This is a genomic window from Pandoraea oxalativorans (genome assembly GCF_000972785.3).
Classification (GTDB): domain Bacteria; phylum Pseudomonadota; class Gammaproteobacteria; order Burkholderiales; family Burkholderiaceae; genus Pandoraea; species Pandoraea oxalativorans.
The window spans coordinates 126924-148041 of the sequence record NZ_CP011518.2 but is presented as its reverse complement, the minus strand read 5'-3'; the positions used below and the strand labels follow the sequence as shown (position 1 = coordinate 148041).

Genomic DNA, 21118 nt, shown 5'->3' with positions numbered 1-21118 from the left:
GGTGGCGCCGTCGCCGTAGTAGGAGCGACCGAAGAAGTTACGCCGGTCGATGGCATAGCCCATGTCCTGCAGCGCGGCGAGCTCCGCTTCCATGAACGCGGTGTAGTTACGATACGGCTGGTGACTCATCAAGCTGTTCTTCAGCTCGATGTGCGACAGGATGGGCGAGTCATACAGGCCGTCGAGCAGGGCCCGCACGGGCAGCCCCTTCATGGCGCTGCCGGTCAAGACGTCCGAGACATGCGTCCCCGCGAAATAGCCGCGCTCGGTGCGGATATCAAAGGCCGCGGGATCGACGGGCCCGGTGTTAAGCGGCGTGAGAATGGTCTGCCCGGGCCGCGCGGCGTTGCCGTGGTCATCGTGCAGATGCGCCGCCCAAGCGTCGAGCACGCCGCCGAAGGCGGTGCTCGGCGCCCCCCCGGCGACGTGCCGCGCACCAGATCGGAGCCAATCCCCAAAGCGTGCGCCACTTCGTGAACCAATAGCGTATGCAGGTGGGCCTGGGCGTCCGTCGGCACTTGTGAGGGGAGGAACGGGCTCGGGGAGAACGCCATTTTCCCGACGGTGATCTCGCCGTGGGCCTGTTGATAACGCGCGGCGGCCGCCGGATGATTTTGCAGCGCGGCTTGGACGAGGGTCGGATTCTCGCTACCCGCGCCGAGCGGCGCCGTCTCGAGGAAGACATGCGGGCTGTAGGCATGCACGTCGTCCTCGGTGGCGCTCGTGCCGATGTTCAGGATCGCCGGGGTGCGGCCGGGCGTGACCTGAAGGAGGTCCGCCCAGTGCTTCAACGCCCCTGCCGTCTGAGCCTTTTGCGCGGGCGAGAGCGGGCCGGTTGAGAACTCGGGGGTGGTGTTGTCATCGGCATAGGCATACGCCCGGTCCTGGGCCGAAAACAAGCGCCCCACCAGCACCCGGTTGCCGCGCGCGTCGTCGATGAACAAGTCTTCGGTCGCCTGCGCCGGCGAGCCCATCAAACCGAGCACGGCCGCCGCGTTGGCCGTCAACCAAGTCGTCCTCATTTCGTACTCCGTGTGATGGCCGGTCAGGACGCTCAGGGGGCGTTGACGGCGCGCCACGGTCGCGAGGGTCGTCCTCGGCGCCGGTAGGTCTCAGACGCCTCCGGCGGCGAGCCACAGGCCCGCAACTGTCGGGGGGGAATGTCGCGGGGGGAATGTCGTCACGCCGTCGCGCCGCCCCATCGCGCCCCCCTCCGTGCCACCTTGAGTGTCGTACGCTCATTGTCGCCAGCCGCGCGACGTTGCGGGCTCGGGCGAACACCTGAAATGCCCGCCGGGGGCGGCGCCGCGTGACGCCGCAGCGCACGCGGATCACGGGCGCCGCCGCACCCGCGGTGGACGGGGCTCGCGCATTCGCCAAGCCGGCCGGTGAGGTCGGAATCGATGGGGTCCGGCGGGAAAGACTTCTTCGCTGACCCGCACAGTCCATGGCGGCGTGGCACAAACGAAAACACCGGTGTCCTGTTGCGGCAATCGTGCCAAAGGCACCGGCCTATCCCGGTGGCGCGCTCGGCGGATCCCGGGCGTGGCAAATACGCTCAACGCCGGACCTCGGAAATCCCTCGACCGGAAAACGCCTGCGCAGGCGCTGGAGGAATTTCGGAACGCGCCTCAACATCCGGTGTTGCGCCGACCCGAGGAACCCGCCTCGCGAGCCGCGATCGATATGCTGAATCGGGCCGAGCTTCGGCCGTCGGATCAAGACGGCGCGAAACAGCGCCTGCATCGCCCGGTACTTCGTCATGCGTGCGCTCATCGCATAGCCAACGATTTCGCCACTGTACAAATCCCTCAAACCGGCAAAATATAACCGTCCTTCGTCGGCACGACGTATGGGATATCGCCACACCATGCCTGCACGGGCGCCCCGACGCCGGAATCCTGCCGCAGCAGGTTCGGTGCGACGGGCAAGTCGTGCCCTACATGGGTCGTGGCCTTGAACCTAGGCGTCTGCCTGCACCGCAGGCCCGATATCCTACGTAAGCGTTTTATCCGACATATACCCGCCTGAATACCATGGCGCTCAATAGGTTTTTTTGCAGGCACTCGGGGCCACCTTCGCGCGTGCGCTGACGGGCCGCGAGAATTTTTCTTGGAGTCGGGCCTGGCCCGTTTCGAGGGCGAGCGCTTGCCTCCGCCGTCATAGCCACTGATCTAAACACCCGGCATTCCGCACATCGATAGCACCGGCCGGTTTTGTCGCATCTGTTCGGTCACGTCGTGCCTCACCGGGATTCTCGCGCGGCGTACGTCGGGAATTTTCTAACAGTTCGCGCGCCCTCTTCACTTCCGCCCGTTCTCGCCGGACGCATGCGAGCTCGGCCTCAAGTTCCGTTTGCGGGTTCTGCTCTGTGCCGACTGCCTGCGGCTTGCCCGCTTTCGTTCAACGGACCCGGTTCGCCGACGTCTTGGGAGGCACCGACAGCCGCCGCGCCGCCTCCGAAATGCCGCCCCTTCACTGAGCGCCAGCTTGACTGCCTGCTCACGAAATTCGCTTGTGCAGACCGCCTCGGAACTCGATTCATGCATGCCCCCGTTTCACGGTGGTACGAAACGTTGACCTTTACTTTTTTCGACCGCCCTCACAGCTGCAGACTTGTATGCAATGGAATTACCTTAAAGCAGTAAATAATTCTATTTAGAAAATTTACCTATTATCTCGCCCGGAGGCGGTGCCGACAGTTTTTTACTTACAACGTCACGGGCAGTTTCAATAAACTCTGGAGTTTTTATTAAATTAGTGTATTCCTGGTTAATACCAAATTTAGTATCATGTGTCGTGTAAGGGGGAGCCGTATGAGCCGACGCGTAATCGAGATAATCGTTATAAGGCAGGCAAACATTCATCCAAGGATCGATCGCCATTTTTAAGGAGTGGCCATTAACCCGTACTTTTACGACGCAAAAAGCATGATCTTCGCCATCACGCTTTTCGTAGCGGTCCTCGTTGGTTTTATTGTTGGATAACGCGTGAAACATTTCAGTCTCAATACTGACATCGGTAAGTCCTTGCTCGGAAAAAAACACCAATGCACGCGATCGCGCAAAGGCGGCCGCCGCCAATGTCATTTCAAAACAATTTCCAGTCGACGTTTCCAATGAAGCTTGCATTTTGCCTAGGAGTTTTTTAGCCGTCATTGGTTTGAAGCGTGGCACATTTGTCATGGGAAGCTCAATTTCCGGAGCAAATTCTCTTCGATACTCGTTTATGATTTTTGCATACGTTTCAGATTCTTGCCGCAATTTCGCTTTTTTTTCCTCATCGTCTGCGGCAGCAGCCTCAACGGCTTTTCGGGAACCCGAGTTCGGAAGCCATGCGCTGATCACGGCCATACAATGGTGGCCGAAGGCGAGCGCGGCGTTGCGTTCTTTCACACCGGAATGGGACGCCTGAACCCGGCGCAGGTCTAAACTCAGAATGTTCTGCGGCGGCAGCGGGACGGCATCGGGTGCATATGCGGGAAGGTCGTCCAATCCCCGGGGGGTACTGTCCCAGATCTTGTTATCGGCATCACTGGGCGGTTCAATGAGGATCCCGGCCCGGCGGAATATTCTTGCGATTGCGTTCAAAATGGTATCGATAAAGCTCTCTGTGCCCTGCATCAGGCGCGCTTTGAGATCGGCGGCAGGCGTCTCCAGAAGAAAGCGCTCCACCTTGCCGAGCAATGCGAACGTCTTCGTATCGCCGCGCACGAGCCGGAGGGCGATGACAACCCGGGCTTCAAGTATCGGTGTTTCGGCCTGCGCCGATCTGATGGTCTGACGGTTGTCGTTCTCATAACTTGCCCATTGCGTGGTCTTGTGGACCATCACTTCGCCGTGATGTCCCAATGCAATGTGCGTTCTGCTTACCGGCACGCCATTCATCCGATCACCCAGGGCTTTTTGGACAGCGGTCTGTTCAAGCGTCTCAAACTCCTCGTCGCCCAATTGGGCTGCAATATTTCGCGCCGCGGCCCTGGCGGCGTCGTTATCGGCGCCGTTGCCCATCAGGGTCCCCTCGAGACGATTTGCAATGCGGTCGAGTACCACCGCGCCGCGCGCCGCAGGATCCCCGTCCGGAATGTCTGTAAATTCGATGAACGCGTGTTTGTCCTCTCCGCTGATCGAGATCGACAAGGGTTCGGCCGGCCGACCTGCACCACCGAGAAACCGTTCGGCGAGGCGAGTGTAGACGCTCTCGGGCCAGTCTTTGTTCGCTTTCGGCGTCACCGAAGCGTTCAATATCGTGTGGAACACGGGGAATTGATTGGCACCTGCGCGGATGAACGTCATAGTGATAGTTGGCCGTTGGCGGCAATGAACATTGCTTAAGCGGACATATCCACAGCGACATCGGCGCGCGGCACAGTCCGGCTCATGAGCGGGCCGCTCCGCTGCGCAACAAGCTCGCCGTCGCGGTCGGGCCCTCCGCTGACAGTGTCGGCTGGCGCCATGAGCGCCGACATAGGGCAAATACCTGAGGTGGTCCCCGGGTTAGATGAGAGTCCGGGGCAATCGCACGAAAGATCAACTGTCCTGAGAGGCACGCCGGCGCCGGCGAAATCAGGTGTTCACCCGAGAGCGGGGGGCACCGCGCGCCCGACAATGGAGCGTAATTCTTCACTGTGGCGGGGACGGCGCCGCGGCACCATGGCGCGTTTGGCCGGCCCCGCCGGGCAGGCCCCCGTGAGGTCCGTTACCGTACGACCATGCTCGGTCCTGCGCCCCGCACCATGCCAAAGATATCGCCGTGAACACTCGCCCCGTAAGGTCCACATCGCCGCAAAAAACCCCCGTTGCCAGCCCGGTACATGGCGGCGCGGCACCCGACACGGTGACCGACGAAAACCGCCTCGCACAACAGCAACCCCTGCGCGACGCCTTTGAGCAGTATGAAACGGCCAAGCTGCGCTATGCGCGGGCTGAAAACGAAGCCATCAGACTTTGCCCGCGCCATCACGCTGATGATATGTCGGCGCAGACCCGGCAAGCCCAGGCCGCGCTGGCGGCGTGGCAGGAAGAGTTCAAGGGGTTGTCACGGGCGCATGACGACGTGGTGAGCGCTCACACGGCTTACGAAAATTGGGGGGACGTGGACGACGCGATGCGCCACGTACTCACCCAAGAGCGCGAATGTATTGACTTCGACTTCAAGTGTAAATCCAGTTTGTTTGGACAACGTCTGAGCATTCTTTCCCAGCCGGAACACCTGCCCGTCAGGGACGTTACAGCATTCGAGACGACAAAAATCAAGTACCAACGCCTCAAAGACGCGGTGCAGATGTTAATAAATAATTTTCGCCAACAAATCAATAGTCAAAATGCCATTGATATCCCACATATCAAAGCCATATCAAAGGAAATCGACAGTAAATTGTCGAGCATGAACGTTTTGCACCAACACCTGCACGACACCTCCCATCCCGGAAATGAATCTGGCGAGAAAGCGCTGAAGGCCATTGAAGATGAGCATGAACTATCGGCATTCGAAGCGGAAAATACGCTGGCGGAAATCAGACATCTCTTGACTTTCGCGACTCCGGGTAACGAACTTGATTATACCGATGCTTCCGGCGTTAAAAGAATTTTAATCCTGACGCACGATTCCGCTGCTCACACTGCGTGCGTCAAAGTCCCCGACACGGGGCTGTACGACGGTGGGTGGGCGGGCCAACCCCACGGCAAGGGCACAGTGTCCTTGTATAACGGGAGTCGATATACGGGGGATTGGCGCGACGGTCGTCGACACGGGAAAGGCTCACATATATGGCCCAATGGCATTCAGTACACGGGGATGTGGGCCGAAAATGTTGCGCACGGCGACGGTATTTTTGACCACCCTGCTGGCTTAACCACCCGTCTCACTCTCCAAAACGGCGTCTGTGCCCGCATCGCGGAAGGTGCAGGAAACCGCGACTGGTTCAATCAAATGATGCTGGATGCTGTCGACAACGGTGCCCCCGAAGGGTATGCCGAATCAGCGCTGCTGCTCACCGCACAGGACATGGGGCCGCTCTCGTCCAACCCTCAGAACGATTCGCAAGCCTACGTCGATTATCGAAACGCTATGCTCGCCCTCGTCAAACGCGCCCATCAATGGATGCTGTGCTCCGAAGCGGATCGCGCGCGGGCGTGGCAAGACAATTTAAAAATCAATGGTAACGGCATACTTTTTAACCCAAGCATGCTGTTTCATTCGATAAAAATTGAAATTCTCCCCCCTGTCGAAGAGGGCGGTCGATACGCCCTAACCCTCTTCAATTCCGGCAAGGGATTGTTGCTTCACCCGTACAGCATTGACACAAAGAAATTCGAAACGCGGCTCAGTGTCTATATTAACTCGGAAAACGAACAAACGCTCCGGGATATATTTTTATCAAGAGAAAAACTTGATATCGGATTTATCTATCAATTTGCACTGCAGCACAGAAGTGAGCCCCCGTCGCAAAACCGCGACGCTCAGATCGGCTATGGATCAGTTTACCAATCCCCTCAATCCTCTGAAAATTGCTCGATAAAAAGCTGGATGGCGGTGTTTAAAAACAAAGCTCTCCAAATGAATGAGAAACTAGGTCTGTCGCATTACAATCGTTTTCGAAACGAATTTCTTAAGCATGCCTTGACTTTAGAATTGGAGACATCAAGCTTTGCTTTGCTGCGTGGCGAGGCACCGAAAAATGATGTGAAAGCCATCGCGCGCGTTCACTATCGCACGATCACAAGACTCGGCGACATTGCGGCCACGGCGACCCGACTGTTTCCCGGCCTACTGATCGAGGGTTTTTTCGCACAGCATGCCGCGCAGCTGTATCCTCGCGACACCGAGAAACAGCAGGCCCTGGTGGCCTTGACCTCTCTCGAAAAAATGAAAGACCTATCACAGGCCATCCTCTCCGGGAACGGATGGCTACTCACTGACGTGCTGCGCGCGGCCGCCTTCTCCAAAATCATCAAGCGAGAATTGCAGACGCAGGCACTGACGTCACACTAATGTGGCGCAGAAGGCGGCAACCCTGTTGAGTCAGCGCCATCCGTCGGCGGCGCGTGAGCCGCCCACACGCCAAGGATGCCTCCAAGGCGCGCATGTGCCGCGAGACGGGCCCGCGCGTGAGTCTCGGGTGAGAGGCCGCGCATTCAACGCATTGATGCCGGGCCACACTCGCGAAGCCGGCCCGTTTCTCCCGCGAGAGGACGGATCCTGTAGCAGGCCGGGGTGCCGTCGTGGCGCCGGGCGAGGGCGTGCGAGCGCGCATCCCTGTGGGGGCACGGGCGCGCGGAGCGCGTCCCGCCCCGCCGAACGCCGGACGACCCGTCGTCGGTGAAGGTGGCCCGTGAGCGATCCGGCGGGCGCGCGAGGGTGGCGTGCGCTACGCGGGCGAAAGAAACGGCATCCGCGTCGTCGCTGGGGTTCCGACACCGCCCACCGACGTCAGTCCACGCGGATGCCGTCAACCGTCGCGCCCATGGCGCGTGCAAACCGTGCCGTGGCGCACGGCCACCGCGCAGCAGAGGCAGACACTACGCTGCCACGGACACAATATAGGCGATACGGCGCGTCCCGATCTCAGCGACGATCAGCAGCCGTCATGCCGTGCCCCTGAACGTTGGCGGGAATCCCACGCCCGCTGCGCCCTGTGCCGGGCGGCATGCCGCGTTGGCCCCCTAAATGCCCATGCGAGGGCGTCTGACGCGATGTACGTGGGGCCTGCCGCGCGGGCACTGGCAACCGCGCGGCCCGCCGCGACGCGGCATCGCATCGTGGCGCCGATAGCGCCGCGGGCCATATGCGGGTCATCCGCATGACCGCGCGCGTGTAGACGCGGGCGGCGTTCACGTAGGCATTGGCTGCGGCGATGCACCAAGAACTGACCCGTCGAGGGGTTCGGCGTGCCGGTCCTCGGGCCGGACGCCGACGACCTGCGCGGCGTAATTCGCTTCCTGCAGTTCCATGCCCGCGGGCGTCAGGCGCCATACCGAAAAGACGGTCAAGTTGGCGCTTGCAATCTCGGCGGGTAAGCTGCCCTCGGCGCCCCCCCAGCTAATCCCGTGGGCGCCCTCGGGATCAAATTTGAAATCCCAGCAGTGCTCGAGCGTGACATCGGGCGGCGCCTTTTCGGACGCCGGCAGGTCGCACTTGATATGGGTTTTTCGACCGCCGCCGAGGCGCTCGAAGGTGATGGCACCATGACCTTGGATGACCGAGAACGTGCCGCCGTGCCCCGATTGCGTGACCGCATCGAGCATGCGCCGCCGCATGACATCGTCGGTAAAGGTGGCGACAATCCAAGCGATCACCGTATCGGCCATGGTCTCTGACAATGCGTGCGCGACAGTCGCCAAGTCTTGCGCGGTGAAGGCTTGCGTGGCGAACGCGTCGAGGTTGACGCCCGGGCGCTGCAGGTCAACCTTTTCGAGCAACTGCCGAATTTGCGACGGCAGTTGCAGCGTCCCCAGCGCCGCCCGGTTAGCGCTCGCCCATTCGTGCAGTGCCTGGTAGGCCTTTTTGACCCGTGTGAAGGCCACGGCGGTCGGCGTCTCGGCCAATCGGTCGGGCAGGTCTATCGTGATGTGGGAGGGGGCCGCACGGAGTTCCCGGCGCAGGTCAAGCTTCGCCTGAGCGCGCAACGCGGTGTCATCGAGCTCGGCCTGCTTGCCGCGTATAAATATTTCGCCGTAACACAGGCTCTCCGGGGGAATCTGACACTGCCATGCCACCTTGTGCGCCGTCTGGAACTGCTCGTAATGGCGCTTGCCGAGCTCGCACCCGCGCTGCGCGAACGCCAGCACCGCGTTCTCCGCCTCCGAATCCCATGGGTCCAACCGCTGAGAGCCAAGCACTTGCACATTGTTGGCAAACACCGTGGTGCCACTCAGTCGATATTTGGCCATGCCATTGGCCCACCGCTTCCAGCTCTGCCGCGCGGCGACGCAAGTTGCCGCTTGCTCGAAGGTCGCCAGGCTGACGAGCGCCGGGCGCACGGGCGCTCGCCCGGGCGTGCCCTCTCCGGGGTGGCGCTCGTCGAACACAATGCCTTGCGCCCCCAGCGCGACCTTGAGCCACTGGACGAGGGACGCGAACAAATCGGGGGGGGCCGGCACCCCGTGGGCGTCCTTGAGCGCAGCAAGCGCACCAGGCGTATTGGCCTCGTTGCGCTCACGCACCTCGGCGTGGTCGACCCTCGCCTCGATCACCCAATTCTGATCCGCCCCGAAGCACCTGGCGGCGAGGTGCCATAACCATAAATCGCCGCGCTTGGCCGAAAACGTCAACGCCACATCCACCACCCTCACCAAGACCGGATCTTTCTCACTCTTGGCCTCCGGTGCCACGTACGTCGTCGTCTTGTGGAAGGTGACTTTGTCGCCGTCGATACGCACGTCGACGGCTTGTTGAAACACGCATGGATTCGCCCGCGCCTCGTGCAGCGTGCTGCCCGCTTTCAAGAAAGCGTCGCGCCCGAGTTGGCTGGCGATGACTTCGGCCTGTAAGGAGGCGATCAGCTGCGGCACGCCGGCACTCACGAACTGGTCCTCGATACGCTTGGCCAGCGCCCGCACGAGCGCGCGACCTTCTATGCGTGGTCCGCAGCCCTGCATCTGGCCGTTCGGCGCATCGAGCGGCTGCCCATCGACCGTCAGCATGACGCTCGGCCCGTCAGGACAGGCGGGCGGTGCATCCTCGCGCGGCCGCAAATAGAGGTGCGCCACACGCGTGCACGCGTCATCGAAGGGCTCCGGCGCGAGCTCGAATCGTTGCTCCAGCGTGCCGACGAACGCCGCGTGCCGGCCGCACAACGCCTTGGTCACACTCATGCTGCACATCTTGACGCTCTCCTTGCGCAGTCTCGCGCGCCGGCGCGCGCGTCCTGCGATCACGCGTCCCCGCGCGAGGCAGCACGGCAGGTATATTTTTCGACGGTGTCGTCGACGATAAAGTCGCAGCGGATGGGGCGCCGTCGTCTCGATCGCGGCAGACATTTTGCCGTCATTGTCGGCGGCTTGCGCAACGCCGCCATCGGGTGAACACCTGAAGTGTGCGCCGCCGCCGACAGCCCGGGTTCGGCCGCCGCGGGAGCTCACCCGGTGCGGGGCCTCCGCCCGGCGAGGGGAAGGCGGCTCGTCCCGCCCGATGACTCTCGTCGTGTGCCCGCGGCCCGCGAGGGCGTGGCGCAGCGGCCAAGTCGTTTGACCTGGCGCGCCCCGGGCGCCGCGCTCAAAATATGCGTGATCAGAAGCCAAGAAACGGCGCTGGAACGGCTCTTCCCGGAGGGCAAAGCGAGGCGTGGAATCGCTTTCTCGTGACGCGCGCGGACAAGCGCCGGCAGACCTCCAACGTGCGCCGGCACGGCAGAATCCGGGAAGAAATTGTCGGGCCTATGGACGTGTCCCGTACGAGCGCGTTGCGGCCTCGGCAAGCGATAGGGACTCGAAGCCGCGACGGAGCCGCGGAAAAATGAGCGCACGTCCGCTGAATCGAGCTCGAGCGCTGAGCGCTGAGCGCCCATCAGGTATCTCACGCCGTCCGATGACGCGGCGATGCGATGCGATGCGATGCACCAAGCGGCATGCGGCGTGCGGCATGCGGAGCTGTACGCGATCACGCGGCAAGGTGACACGGCCCCCGCGCTCGCACGTTGCCCGGTGCGCCGCCGCGCCGATCCGCGCCGCGCGTGCGTCAGCGTCCGCGTGTTCGCTCGGCTTGTTTGGCGCGTCAGCTCTCGGGCCGAGCCGGCGCGCTCGTGCCTGCGCTGCGAACCGGACGATCCGGATCCTCGCCACTTGCTCATCGCTTTCGCCTTACCGCAACCATGCCGGCCTCGGAGTGTTTTTCGAGGTGCCCTCCCGCAGCCCGCGACCGCGTCCGGCGATGGCGATGGCGATGGCAAAGACAACGACAACGCGGTGACATGCGTAGCAAGAAGGCGCCCGTCTCTTGAGACGGACCTCGGTAATGCGGCTCAACCGGCGACTGTCCGCGCGATCCCCCGTCGAGTTTTACGGCTGCGCCGCCCTCAACGCATTGGCTCGCAACCCGGAGTTAATCGTGAGAGTCGACCCGGATTGACATCGGGCGTCCTATTATCGGGGTATTCGCGCGCTGCGAACACGACCGGCTCATCGCGCACGGGCGGTACGTCACGCGGCTTTGGCCGCAAATGGCCCGGGCGGTTGGACGCGTTTTGCGAGCAAAGGCAGGCCGCGTGCCGCGTAATCTGATGTTGATAAGACCTGGTGCGATCGATCTTTATTTTTCCACTGCCCGGGGAGGGGCGTTGAAAATGACCAACGAGCCTCGCGCAATCTTGAGATTTCTCCTGCTGCTCCTGCCGGTCAATTTCCTGCTCGGAATCGACCGCAATGCGATGAGCATCGCCTATTCCGAAATACAAAAATTGCTCGCCATCGATTTCGTCACCGTGTCGGCGATCGTCGTTGCTTCTACGTGGTTTTACGCTCTTCTCCAGATTCCGGCGGGCTGGCTGTCGGGCCGAATGGGGCCGCGACTGACCCTCGGTGTGGCCTGCTTGGCCTGGTCGATGGGGACGCTGCTGACGCCCCTGCAAACCACCGTCATCGGCATGGTATTCGCGCGCACTGTCATGGGCGTCGGCCAATCGCCGGACTGGTCTGCCAGCGTGATAGCGGTGAGCCAGTCATTCCCTGAGCGCCGCAGGCGCCTGGGCAGCGCTCTGCTGCTTGGCAGCCTCTATCTGGGGACGGCACTCAGCGGACCCGTCACCATGACGCTGATGGCCAAATGGGGTTGGCAAAATTGTTTCTATCTTTACGGCGTCGTGGGCCTGGTCCTCGCGCTGGCGGTACTTGCCTTCTACCGGGATGAGCCGCGCGCCCGAACCGCCCGGAGGGAAAACGGGGGTGCCGTTCCGTCGATATGGCGTGTGCTGAAAGACCGCGCCGTCACGTGTATCGCCCTGTATTACTTTTGCGTGCTGTCGATTCAGGCGTTTTTTCACATCAGCTTTGTCGATTACCTGATCAAATTTCGCCATGTTGAGAACACCACGCTGCCCTTCGTATTGTCAGGTCCTTGGTTGGCGCTGTATGGCTCGGTTCTGGGGTGGGGATTTGTCTTGCGCACATCGACGGTGCCCGGTGGCAGGGGACGATGTTGGCACAAGAACATGAGCGGACTGGCCGCGTTGGCCTCAGGCCTCTTGCTCGCGGCAGGGATGCTCTGTCCAGGCGTCGTAGCGGGCATCATGCTAATGTGCCTGGCGATGGTCTTCGTGGGGCTCTGTCAAGTCACGATCTGGCCACATATCCAAGCGCACGGCAAATCTGTCGGCATCATAACGGGATATGTCACTTTCCTGGGGAATATGGCCAGCACCCTGGTGCCGGTCATCATGGCAAAGCTTGTCGTCGCGACCGGATCATGGCGCAGTGGCGCGCTCGTGCCGCTTTTTGCCGCTTTGGGCGGCTTCTTCTTTTGGTCGGCGTCGATCAGAGTGATGCCCCCCCCCCGGTGTCAGAATAGCGGTCCTGTCTGAACATGCTTATTAACGAGCGCCGCAGGTGCGGGTTCGAAGCGAGACGAACCTGTTCTATTGCGTTCAAGGGGAAGGCGCTGTCGAAGGCCTTGCAGCGCGGAAGCGACACGGTTGGCACGGTTGGCGCGGTGGCGGACGAATCGGACGCCCCCGTGCTGACACCACGTGAAGGGAGGAGACGTGCCGCCGCCACGAACCGAGCGCTCGGACGCGGTGCCCCCAAGACGATTGGAAGACCGGACGCGGCAGGAACGGCTGATGGCCTTGCAGGAGCGCCACGGGCGGGTCGACAAAGCATCGAAGGGCCGGTGTCCGGAGCGGCGCGTGTTTGCGCGTCATTGACGCAGTGGCACGTGGATTTTGCGCCGGCGAGGCCGCCGCCAGGGAGCGCGAGCGCGCAAGCGGCGCGGGATCTGAAGCAGTCCAATGCCGAGCTGCAGCGCGATTTCAACGCAAGGAGAAGGCGCCGGCTGAAGCGGCGGCGCGACGGGTGCCGCAAAAAAATACCGCGCGCTGTTCGAGGGCGCGCTCGAATGACGGCCGCGCAAGAGCGCAAAACATTGTTCGGTCTGATCGACATGACGGCCCTGGCCGGGGCTTGCCAAGCACACGCGTGCCCGATGGGGGCGCCGCGCGCGCACCGTTCAGCGCCGGCGGCGCGGCGAACCTAACGCAGTGCACAGGCAAACGTGAAAAGCGCGAGAGCCGCGCCATACGCTGTGCGCGCCTCAAGCTCCTCGATACGCTGCTGCTCTGGCGTGAGGGCCTAGCTCTGAGGGATAACACCCCGGCGCTCAAGCTGGAGCCGACCCACCCATCGGCGCAATACGGACTCGGCAACGCCGACAGAACGGCATGCATCCACGTGGCGGTAGCTCTGATCAAGGTCCGGTGCCGCAGCGTTGCGTTTGAACTCAAGGCAAAACGATCGACGTTGTTTCGTCATCAGACACCTCTTCACGGCGAGCATTCTCGCCTAAATGAGTGTTCAGAGGGATTGGATCACTGTACTCCACCCACACCGCGAAACTCGCTTCTTTCATTTCGAACCCCGCGGGCGTCACACTCCAGGACGACGCGGTACTGACTTCGGCGAGTTTGAGTTCTCCCGGTTGAAGCACGGTCTCACCCCATAGCATGTGCCCCGCATTGCTTTTCCCTGGTACCAACGCCCTTCTCGTGCCGTATTCGATGGTCGCGTTGCGCGGCGCCTTGTCCGAAGGGGCGGATTGGATGTGAAGCGTTCTTCGGAAGGCTGCCTGACTCAGCAGGTTGGGGCAACCCTCAGGGGCCTGTCATTAATTTCGTGTTTGAGGCATAACATGTCGCCAAGGAGTGACTATGCCTCGCTGGAGCGGCCCCATGAAACACCGGACACAGCGACCCACTTACAATAACGGGTAGGCATAAGACTGTGTTTTTGACTAACACCAAGCAGGAAGTGATGGAAGTGTTGACGGGCCCAGAGCGCCGGCGTCGCTGGACGGCGGAGCAGAAACTGTCGATGGTTCGCGAGAGTTTCGAACCGGGAAAATCGGTTTCAATGGTCGCGCGCCATTACGGCGTGAACCCGAACCAGCTATTCCACTGGCGCAAGCTGTACCAGGACGGTAGCCTGTCAGCGGTCAAGGCTGGCGAAGAAGTGGTTCCGGCATCGGAGTTGGCTGATGCGCTCAAGCAGATTCGCGAGCTGCAACGGATGCTCGGCAAAAAAACAATGGAGAACGAGATTCTCCGGGAAGCAGTTGAATACAGCCGAGCAAAAAAATGGATAGCGCACTCGCCCTTGCTGCCGGAGGACGGCCAGTGAAACTGGTCTGTGAAGTTCTCGGCGTGTCGCGCTCGAACGTATCGGCACGACTGTCGCGTCCGGCGACGTGGCGCGATGGCCGGCAATCAAGGCCGACCGACGACGAAACTGTAGTCGAGGAAATCCGCCGTGTCGTCGGCGATTTGCCCAGCTATGGCTACCGGCGGGTTTGGGGCACGTTGCGCAACGAGCGCGTTGCAGTTGGACTGGCGCCGTTCAATGCCAAGCGCATTTATCGCATCATGCGAACGCATGGGCTGCTGACGCAGCGCCGACCGATTGCGCCGCGAGCCCACCGTCGACATGATGGCAAAGTGGCCGTCGCGCGCAGCAATCAGCGATGGTGCTCGGACGGCTTCGAGTTCCGCTGCGACAACGGCGAGCCGCTGCGTGTGACGTTTGCGCTGGATTGCTGCGACCGAGAAGCGATGAGCTGGGCGGCGACGACAGCAGGCCACAGCGGCGACATTGTGCGCGACGTGATGCTGGCCGCAGTGGAAAATCGGTTCGGCAACGAGGTGCATACGCCGTCCGAAATCGAGTGGCTGAGCGACAATGGTTCGGGCTATACGGCTGACGATACGCGCCGGTTTGCGATGAACATCGGACTAAAGCCATTGACCACGCCCGTGTGCAGTCCGCAAAGTAACGGCATGGCCGAGAGCTTCGTGAAAACGATGAAGCGCGACTACGTCGCCTTCATGCCGAAGCCGGATGCTGCAACCGCTGCTCACAATCTGGCCATTGCATTTGAGCATTACAACGAGAAGCACCCCCATAGCGCGCTGAAATACCGCTCGCCTCGCGAGTTCCGGCGCTCGATGGATTCAGCAACCTTAGTGTGATGGTGTGTCCGGTTTTACAGGGTCAACTCCACTCGCAAACCGAAGACCCCGCCGGTAGAGCTACCGGCAATTCCCGCTGAATTGCTTGAACAATTCGGTAACGGCCCGATGACGGCCGAAGCCATCCACGCCGCGACGCTTGCGCTCAAGAAGGCGCTCATAGAACGCGCGCTGGGGGGCGAGCTCAATCACCATCTCGGCTACGCGCCTGGCGCGGCCAAACCGGCCAGCGTGACCAATCAGCGCAATGGCAAAGGCGCCAAGACGGTTCTGACTGAAGGCGGCCCGATTCGCATCGGGGTGCCCCGCGACCGTGATGGCAGCTTCGAACCACTGTTGATCCCCAAACACGAACGACGCTTTACAGGCTTCGACGACAAGATAGTCGCCATGTACGCCCGGGGTATGACCGTGCGCGAGATTCAGGGCTTTGTTCTGGAGCAGTACGGCACCGAGGTCTCGCCCGAGTTCATCAGCTCAGTCACTGACGAAGTGATGGCTGAAGTCACGGCGTGGCAGGCTCGGCCACTTGAGCCGATGTATCCGGTCGTGTTCTTCGACGCGCTGCGCGTGAAGATCCGCGAGGATGCCGTCGTGCGTAACAAGGCCATTTATCTCGCGCTGGGCATTCTGCCCGACGGCACGCGCGACATCCTGGGCCTGTGGATCGAGAACACCGAGGGGGCCAAGTTCTGGATGAAAGTGTTCAACGATCTGAAAACGCGCGGCGTGGGCGACATCCTGATTGCTGTGACTGACGGCCTCAAAGGCATGCCCGAGGCGTTAGCCGCGGTGTTTCCAGCGACGACGTTGCAAACGTGCATCGTCCACCTGATCCGCAACAGTTTGGATTACGCGAGCTGGAAGGATCGTAAGGGGCTGGCCGCCGCAATCAAGCCGATCTATACGGCACCAAGCGCCGAGGCGGCTCTGGCCGAATTGGACGCATTTTCCCAAGGGCCGTGGGGCCAGAAATTCCCGCCGGTCAGTGCCGCGTGGCGCAATGCCTGGGATCGTGTCATTCCGTTCTTCGCGTTCCCGCCCGCTGTGCGCCGGGTGATCTACACAACGAACGCTATTGAGAACATCAACTCGCAGCTTCGCAAGATCATCAAGACCCGAGGCCATTTCCCAACCGATGATGCGGCAACAAAGCTGATCTGGCTGGCGCTGCGTAACATCACCGCAGATTGGGGCCGCGCCGCTCAAGATTGGAAGACAGCTATGAACCAATTCGCTATCCTTTACGAGGATCGTTTCGTCCGGCCATCCGTGTAAACCTCAACCCCGCCTTGAACACGGAATTTCTGACACCCCCACCCTCAGCCGTCACCACCGCCATCGTCGCCAAATCGAAATGCTGCGTGAGCGCGTTGAACATGTGCCGCAGCATGTCAACGTCGGTAAATGTCTGGGTGAATTTTTCAATTAACGCCTGGTGCGCCTTCTCTCTTAACGCCTCTAAGATTTCACCAGGTGTCATGGTGCTCTGTCCCTGCGATGTTGACGTCGAAATCGGCACGTTAAGCGCCGCGAGCCGGCGCGTGAGCTCGCCCGGCACCTCCGATATGGCGTATCGATCCTTGAGTCCGACCCGGCGTTCACGGGACACCCAGGCCGACAACGCCTCGTCGGCCTCAAAGAACCCAACGTCCACCGGACTGCGCCCGTCCAGCTTGAGGTAATTGCGATCGCTGAGCAACGTACGCCGTATGTCCTTGCGAAGCTGCTCGAACACACTGTCCAAGGAGACACGAGTCTCGCGGCGTATAAATTGATCGGCATAAAGAAAGCTCGACGCGGGAACCCGGCGCTGGTATTTCAACGCACGTGCCTGCCGACAGACGAGGTAATCGCGGCTGCCGATATTCGTCCCTGTCTCTTGCCCTTGGGCAGTCACCGCCTTATCTCGTTTCGCGTCGCCCACCTGCTGGCTGGTCCCCACCGGCTTGCCGTCGCGCGTCACGACGACCTGGCGCAACACCCGGTTGTCGGCCGACATCTTGGCCTCATGCCGTCGATAGACGGCCGCCCCGTTGCTGCGGCCCCCGGGGCTTTGTTGTGCGCGCACGACGGCGAACGACGCGCCCTGCTCGAGTGTCGCAAAGTCCTCCATGCCCTCCAGCGGCGCGCGGCAGGGCGGTGTCCCGGCCGCGCCGGGCGCGCAGGCGCGCTCGTTGAACACGATGCCTTGGCCTCGCAGCATCGCGCCCAGTTCCGCGAAGTAGTCCGCAATCGCGTTCCAGCTCCAGCACGAGTTCGAGTTCGTGGGCGCGAGGAGTTCGTCCTTTAACGCGGCGTCGGTCAGGCCGCGCTGCCGCACTGCCACGTGCTCGACCCACGCCTCGATCATCCAACTCGCGCCGAACCACTTGACGAGGACGGAACCGATCCACGAATCATCGGGCTGCTTGGCCTTGAACGTCACCGTCACGTCCACCACCCTCACCAAGGACACGCCTGCAACGGCCTCCCCGCCCTGCCCGCCACACGCCCGGGGGGGGCACTGATTGGTTTGTTTCGTGGCGGTGACATCGGTCCCGGATCAGCCGCCTGCTGCGCACCGTCGGGATTCACCGCAAACGTCGTTGTTTTGTGAAAGCTCACCGTGCGGTCACGAATGAGGACATTAATGCCTTGCTGATACACGCGTTGCCCCTCGGGCGCGGCGCACAGCGCTTGGTCCGTATCCAAAAAGTCTTCCCGGCCGAGCTGGCTGGCGATGTCTTCCGCCTGATGGTACGCCACCTCGGACGGCACATTGGCACCCGCGAAAGCTTCGCCGATTTCGTTCACCAAGTGCTGCAGCAGTTCGCGGCCGCGCGCGCGCAGCACGTGAGGATCCGCCTCCTCTGGCGCGACCTCATAAGGCATCTCGATCGCCTTGCCGTTAACGCTCAACACGATCTTGCTCTTCCCATCGCTGCCCGGCCGCAGATAGTGCTCCGCCACGCGCTTGCAAATCAAGTCAATATTCTTCACTTGGTGGAGGTTGACTTCTTTTCTCAGCACCTGGCTGATCACCGTGTTCGCGGCGTACGACTTTTTGGCCTCAATACCGCCCATCCTGCCCTCACTTGATCGGGGGAAGTGCGTCAGCGCGCGCTTCGTTTCGTGACAAAGGGGGTCGCCGCTGCCTCAAGCGCTCCAGGGCGGAGGAAGCGACGGTAGGGCCCCACGGGGTGTCATTGTCGTTCGCATCGCTTAGCGCGCACTCAGGCGTACACCTGAGGTGTTCGCCGTCGCCAGCAACCGCCCCTCCCCCGGTTCGCTCCTGCACCGCCCCACCACACCCCGAGGACGCCGCGACTCGCTTTCCCGGCTTGATGCGACGCTTGACGGCGCGGACGCGCTCTTCGTAGGGGTAAGTGAACCGCCTCCGGGTCGTCCACGATTGTCCGCATCCCCATGTTTCTTCCTGGCGAGGAGGAGGCAAAAAAGACGCTCACCGGTAACGAGCAGGCTACCGCAGCAGTCGCCGTCGAGCAGGTCGCAATGCGATGGGCCGGTTCGACGCGAATCCCGCATAGCGGTGACGCTGCGGAAAACTTGGCGCGGCCGTGATATTGAGGGGGCGGGTGCGTCGCAACCCGGCGCGGTGCCGCGTGGACGTGATTACCCCAACGTCTCAGATACGCATTTCCGACCCGCTCGCGGAGCTTCCGCAGCATGCGCGTCGGGCGGTGGAGCGAGCTGCGCGCGACGAAGTGAAGGTACCGGCCGCGAAGCACCCAGGCAGGCTCGATTCCCGTCAAGCGCAGAAGTAGATGGACAGAAAAGGTATGACTACGTTATTGGGATGTCTCCACCGCTTGCCGGGTGACCGGCGCATGCGAGATTGGAAGGCAACGGTCTGCACGGGCGTCTTGCCATAGCACCGTCGACCTGGATGTTCTCGCCGCGTGTTGGACTCGTCAAACGCGTCAAACCGGTGGTCGAGGTCGGCATGCAGTGCGGCGATGCCGTGGTAGATTTTCCTGCGAAAGGCGATGCGATCGAGCGCGTTGAGCCTCGCCTTGTGCGACCGCTCGACGATGCCGTCGGTCCGGGCGACCGGACACGAGTGCGGGTGGGGCTGATGTTTTTCGCCGGCGGCCGGCACTCATACGCGTGGTGCTCTGGGTGACCGCAACAGTCGGTGCCGCGATCGGTCACGATGCGCATCAGCGGAATGCCGTGGCTACCGAAGAAGGGCGCAACGCGGTGGTTGAGCCGATCGGCCGCCAGCCGTGGCGGCCTGCGATCGTAGCGCTTGGCGAGTGCGACCTGCGCGTCAGTCTCGACGATCGTCTGCCGTCAGACCCGGCCCTCCCCTTTGCGCGTGCCGACGCAGAAGGTGTCCCGAGGGCCGCGGTCGCGGCGACACGCTGACTCGCATGCGCCGTGGGTTGCTTTCTCACGCTTGGCCCGCTCGCGAGGTGAGTCGAGGTGAGGCGAGTCGGGTCTCGGTGAGCACCGGCCCTTGCTGCGCGGAGTCGGCCTGCCCCGCCGTCAGGCGTTTGTTCATGGTCCCGAGGTCGCGAGGTCCTGTCGTGAGGTCCTGTCGTGACGTCGCCGGATACCGCGCACGCCCTGAGGCGAGACGTGCAACGCATGACGCTTGAGCACCTCATGGGCGAGGCGAATCGGGCCGTAGGCGGGCAACGCCAGGGCCGGTGCGACCACCGCGGCTTCGACCTGCGGATCCACGCGATGCTTGGGCGGTGGGCGCCGCCGAGAGATTGCCTGCAGGGCGGCTTCGCCGCCCGTCTCGTACGATTCTTTAAATCGATAAAAATTGTCGCGTGAACGGCCCGCCACGCGACAGGCTTGACTGACACTACCTGTAATAGCCTGGACCGAATCTGACAGTAGTCGGTTTTCTCCCCGGTCGCAGCGTTGCACCTCGCCGTATTGACAGCGACGTTGCGGCCCCTGACCGCAAGGAGTCCCCCATGACCCAAGAGCGGCAGTCATCCGTGCCAACGTCGGTATCCTCGAGTTAGCCCGCGAGCGAGCTGCCCTCGGATTGGCGCGAATCCTGTCCGTCTTGGCGTGCACTTCAGGTGTTTACCCGAGCGTGGTCGTCCTCGGTGAAGCCCAACATGGCGTCACACGCATTCTCACCGTGCTCCCTTCGGCTGCACACTATCTGCAGCGGCCGGCCTGCCATCGACATTGACACGACTCGCCGGCTTCGCGGGAAAACACCATTTTTATTGATAGTTAGGCGAACACACCATGAACATCGGCGTAAGCACAAACGTCAAATCCGCAGCCAATTCCACCGGCATCGCAGGGGACGCACCGCTGGTATTCCAGTTCGTCACAAAAAAAGGCGTAATCAAAAAGTTCTCTGTGTCTCTTCAAGACCTGCAGAACGCCGCTAAGGCCAACCCCAGAACCTGGGCTCATTGGATCGAGACGACGTGGGACTCAATTCGTGACAGTTTCTGCAACACCAAAGTCGCAAAGGCCAAGGCGTACTATTGTGCCGCGGTGAGAGCACAAGACGAGCGCACGATGGCGGACAATTACTTCGCGCTGATGAATATGGCTACCGACGAAACCCGACGCACAAGTTTTACACAGGTGTTCAACGAGAGTGAGGGGACCGTTGCCCTGCGCATCGAAGCCGGACTCGACAAGGGCCTGCACATCGAAATGAACGTGAAGGCATCGGCCCTGGATCCCGAAGACATGGTATCTCTTGGCATACCGCAGCAGTACGTTGTTGCTGCTCTGCGCGAGAGGCATCAGCCTCCGCGAGCGGAACCCCCGCGTGGGGGTGGGGTCGCCGGGGGACCGTCAAATTCTGGTCTGGCGGAACGCCGTCTAAGCATTGATTGCGAAGCGAAGGCTCGTCTCGCCGGGGCCGCGCCGGCAAATGAGGCGGCAGGCCGGCTTGAGTAAGCCTTCACGGACGTCCGCGCGACGCTCGACGCGGGGCGCAGACGCCGGAATGCGTGC

The 21118-nt window shown here is 61.8% G+C and carries 13 protein-coding genes and 4 pseudogenes; 7 read left to right on the top strand and 10 right to left on the bottom strand.

Annotation, left to right across the window (positions count from 1 at the left end; all coding sequences use genetic code 11):
- Window positions 1-224: 224 nt before the first annotated feature.
- Window positions 225-1022: a hypothetical protein gene (locus tag MB84_RS31200; protein ID WP_245725613.1), complete on the bottom strand. Its 798-nt coding sequence runs from the start codon at window positions 1020-1022 to the stop codon at window positions 225-227.
- 387 nt (window positions 1023-1409) lie between these two features.
- Between MB84_RS31200 and MB84_RS31195 the strand changes: the two are divergent.
- Window positions 1410-1617: pseudogene (locus MB84_RS31195) on the top strand (IS30 family transposase); the annotation flags it as partial.
- Window positions 1618-1668: 51 nt separating this feature from the next.
- Here MB84_RS31195 and MB84_RS31805 read toward each other — a convergent pair.
- A pseudogene (locus MB84_RS31805) lies at window positions 1669-2545 on the bottom strand (DDE-type integrase/transposase/recombinase); the annotation flags it as partial.
- Window positions 2546-2654: 109 nt separating this feature from the next.
- Window positions 2655-4295: a hypothetical protein gene (locus tag MB84_RS25390; protein WP_052654424.1), complete on the bottom strand. Its 1641-nt coding sequence runs from the start codon at window positions 4293-4295 to the stop codon at window positions 2655-2657.
- A 457-nt stretch (window positions 4296-4752) separates the two neighbouring features.
- Between MB84_RS25390 and MB84_RS25380 the strand changes: the two genes are divergently transcribed.
- Window positions 4753-6993, top strand: coding sequence for an MORN repeat-containing protein (locus MB84_RS25380; RefSeq protein WP_157122979.1), 2241 nt, complete (start codon window positions 4753-4755; stop codon window positions 6991-6993).
- On the opposite strand, the gene MB84_RS31800 is transcribed toward MB84_RS25380, so the two are convergent.
- Together MB84_RS31800 and MB84_RS25375 are read right to left on the bottom strand one after the other, a co-directional pair.
- Complete coding sequence (locus MB84_RS31800) at window positions 6953-7255, bottom strand: LysR family transcriptional regulator (RefSeq protein WP_425415930.1); 303 nt, start codon at window positions 7253-7255, stop codon at window positions 6953-6955. The two genes, MB84_RS25380 and MB84_RS31800, sit on opposite strands and share 41 nt — an antisense overlap.
- Before the next feature lie 577 nt (window positions 7256-7832).
- The gene (locus tag MB84_RS25375) at window positions 7833-9980 is read right to left on the bottom strand and encodes a hypothetical protein (RefSeq protein ID WP_052654417.1); all 2148 of its coding nucleotides are present in this window, start codon (window positions 9978-9980) and stop codon (window positions 7833-7835) included.
- A 1223-nt stretch (window positions 9981-11203) separates the two neighbouring features.
- On the opposite strand from MB84_RS25375, the gene MB84_RS25370 reads away from it, so the two are divergent.
- Window positions 11204-12514 (top strand): MFS transporter, encoded by a 1311-nt coding sequence (locus MB84_RS25370; protein ID WP_169835078.1) that lies wholly within the window; start codon window positions 11204-11206, stop codon window positions 12512-12514.
- 769 nt (window positions 12515-13283) lie between these two features.
- On the opposite strand, the pseudogene MB84_RS29325 reads toward MB84_RS25370, so the two are convergent.
- A pseudogene (locus MB84_RS29325) lies at window positions 13284-13460 on the bottom strand (transposase); the annotation flags it as partial.
- Window positions 13461-13958: 498 nt separating this feature from the next.
- Between MB84_RS29325 and MB84_RS25355 the strand changes: the two are divergent.
- Together MB84_RS25355 and MB84_RS25350 are read left to right on the top strand one after the other, a co-directional pair.
- A protein-coding gene (locus tag MB84_RS25355) for an IS3 family transposase (RefSeq protein WP_157122856.1) occupies window positions 13959-15169 on the top strand; the annotation gives its coding sequence in 2 pieces (ribosomal slippage) (window positions 13959-14274 and window positions 14274-15169; 1212 coding nt in all).
- Window positions 15170-15238: 69 nt separating this feature from the next.
- On the top strand, window positions 15239-16447 hold the full coding sequence (locus MB84_RS25350; RefSeq protein WP_052654410.1) for an IS256 family transposase: 1209 nt from the start codon (window positions 15239-15241) through the stop codon (window positions 16445-16447).
- Here MB84_RS25350 and MB84_RS25345 read toward each other — a convergent pair.
- Complete coding sequence (locus MB84_RS25345; RefSeq protein WP_211279402.1) at window positions 16407-17603, bottom strand: hypothetical protein; 1197 nt, start codon at window positions 17601-17603, stop codon at window positions 16407-16409. The genes MB84_RS25350 and MB84_RS25345 overlap by 41 nt on opposite strands.
- Window positions 17604-17614: 11 nt before the next feature.
- Entirely contained in the window at window positions 17615-18235 is a 621-nt protein-coding gene (locus MB84_RS25340; RefSeq protein WP_052654406.1) for a hypothetical protein, read from the bottom strand.
- 772 nt (window positions 18236-19007) lie between these two features.
- Here MB84_RS25340 and MB84_RS30805 point away from each other — a divergent pair.
- On the top strand, window positions 19008-19295 hold the full coding sequence (locus MB84_RS30805) for a hypothetical protein (protein WP_211279401.1): 288 nt from the start codon (window positions 19008-19010) through the stop codon (window positions 19293-19295).
- Window positions 19296-19672: 377 nt separating this feature from the next.
- Here the strand turns inward: MB84_RS30805 and MB84_RS31190 are convergent, their stop codons facing one another.
- Both MB84_RS31190 and MB84_RS31185 read right to left on the bottom strand, forming a co-directional pair.
- Complete coding sequence (locus tag MB84_RS31190) at window positions 19673-19858, bottom strand: hypothetical protein (protein ID WP_245725625.1); 186 nt, start codon at window positions 19856-19858, stop codon at window positions 19673-19675.
- A 39-nt stretch (window positions 19859-19897) separates the two neighbouring features.
- Window positions 19898-20125 (bottom strand): annotated as a pseudogene (locus MB84_RS31185) (helix-turn-helix domain-containing protein); the annotation flags it as partial.
- Window positions 20126-20389: 264 nt separating this feature from the next.
- Between MB84_RS31185 and MB84_RS31180 the strand changes: the two are divergent.
- Window positions 20390-21061 carry a hypothetical protein gene (locus tag MB84_RS31180; RefSeq protein ID WP_052654399.1) on the top strand — a complete coding sequence of 224 codons (672 nt, stop codon included), beginning with the start codon at window positions 20390-20392 and terminating at the stop codon, window positions 21059-21061.
- The last annotated feature ends 57 nt before the right edge of the window (window positions 21062-21118 follow it).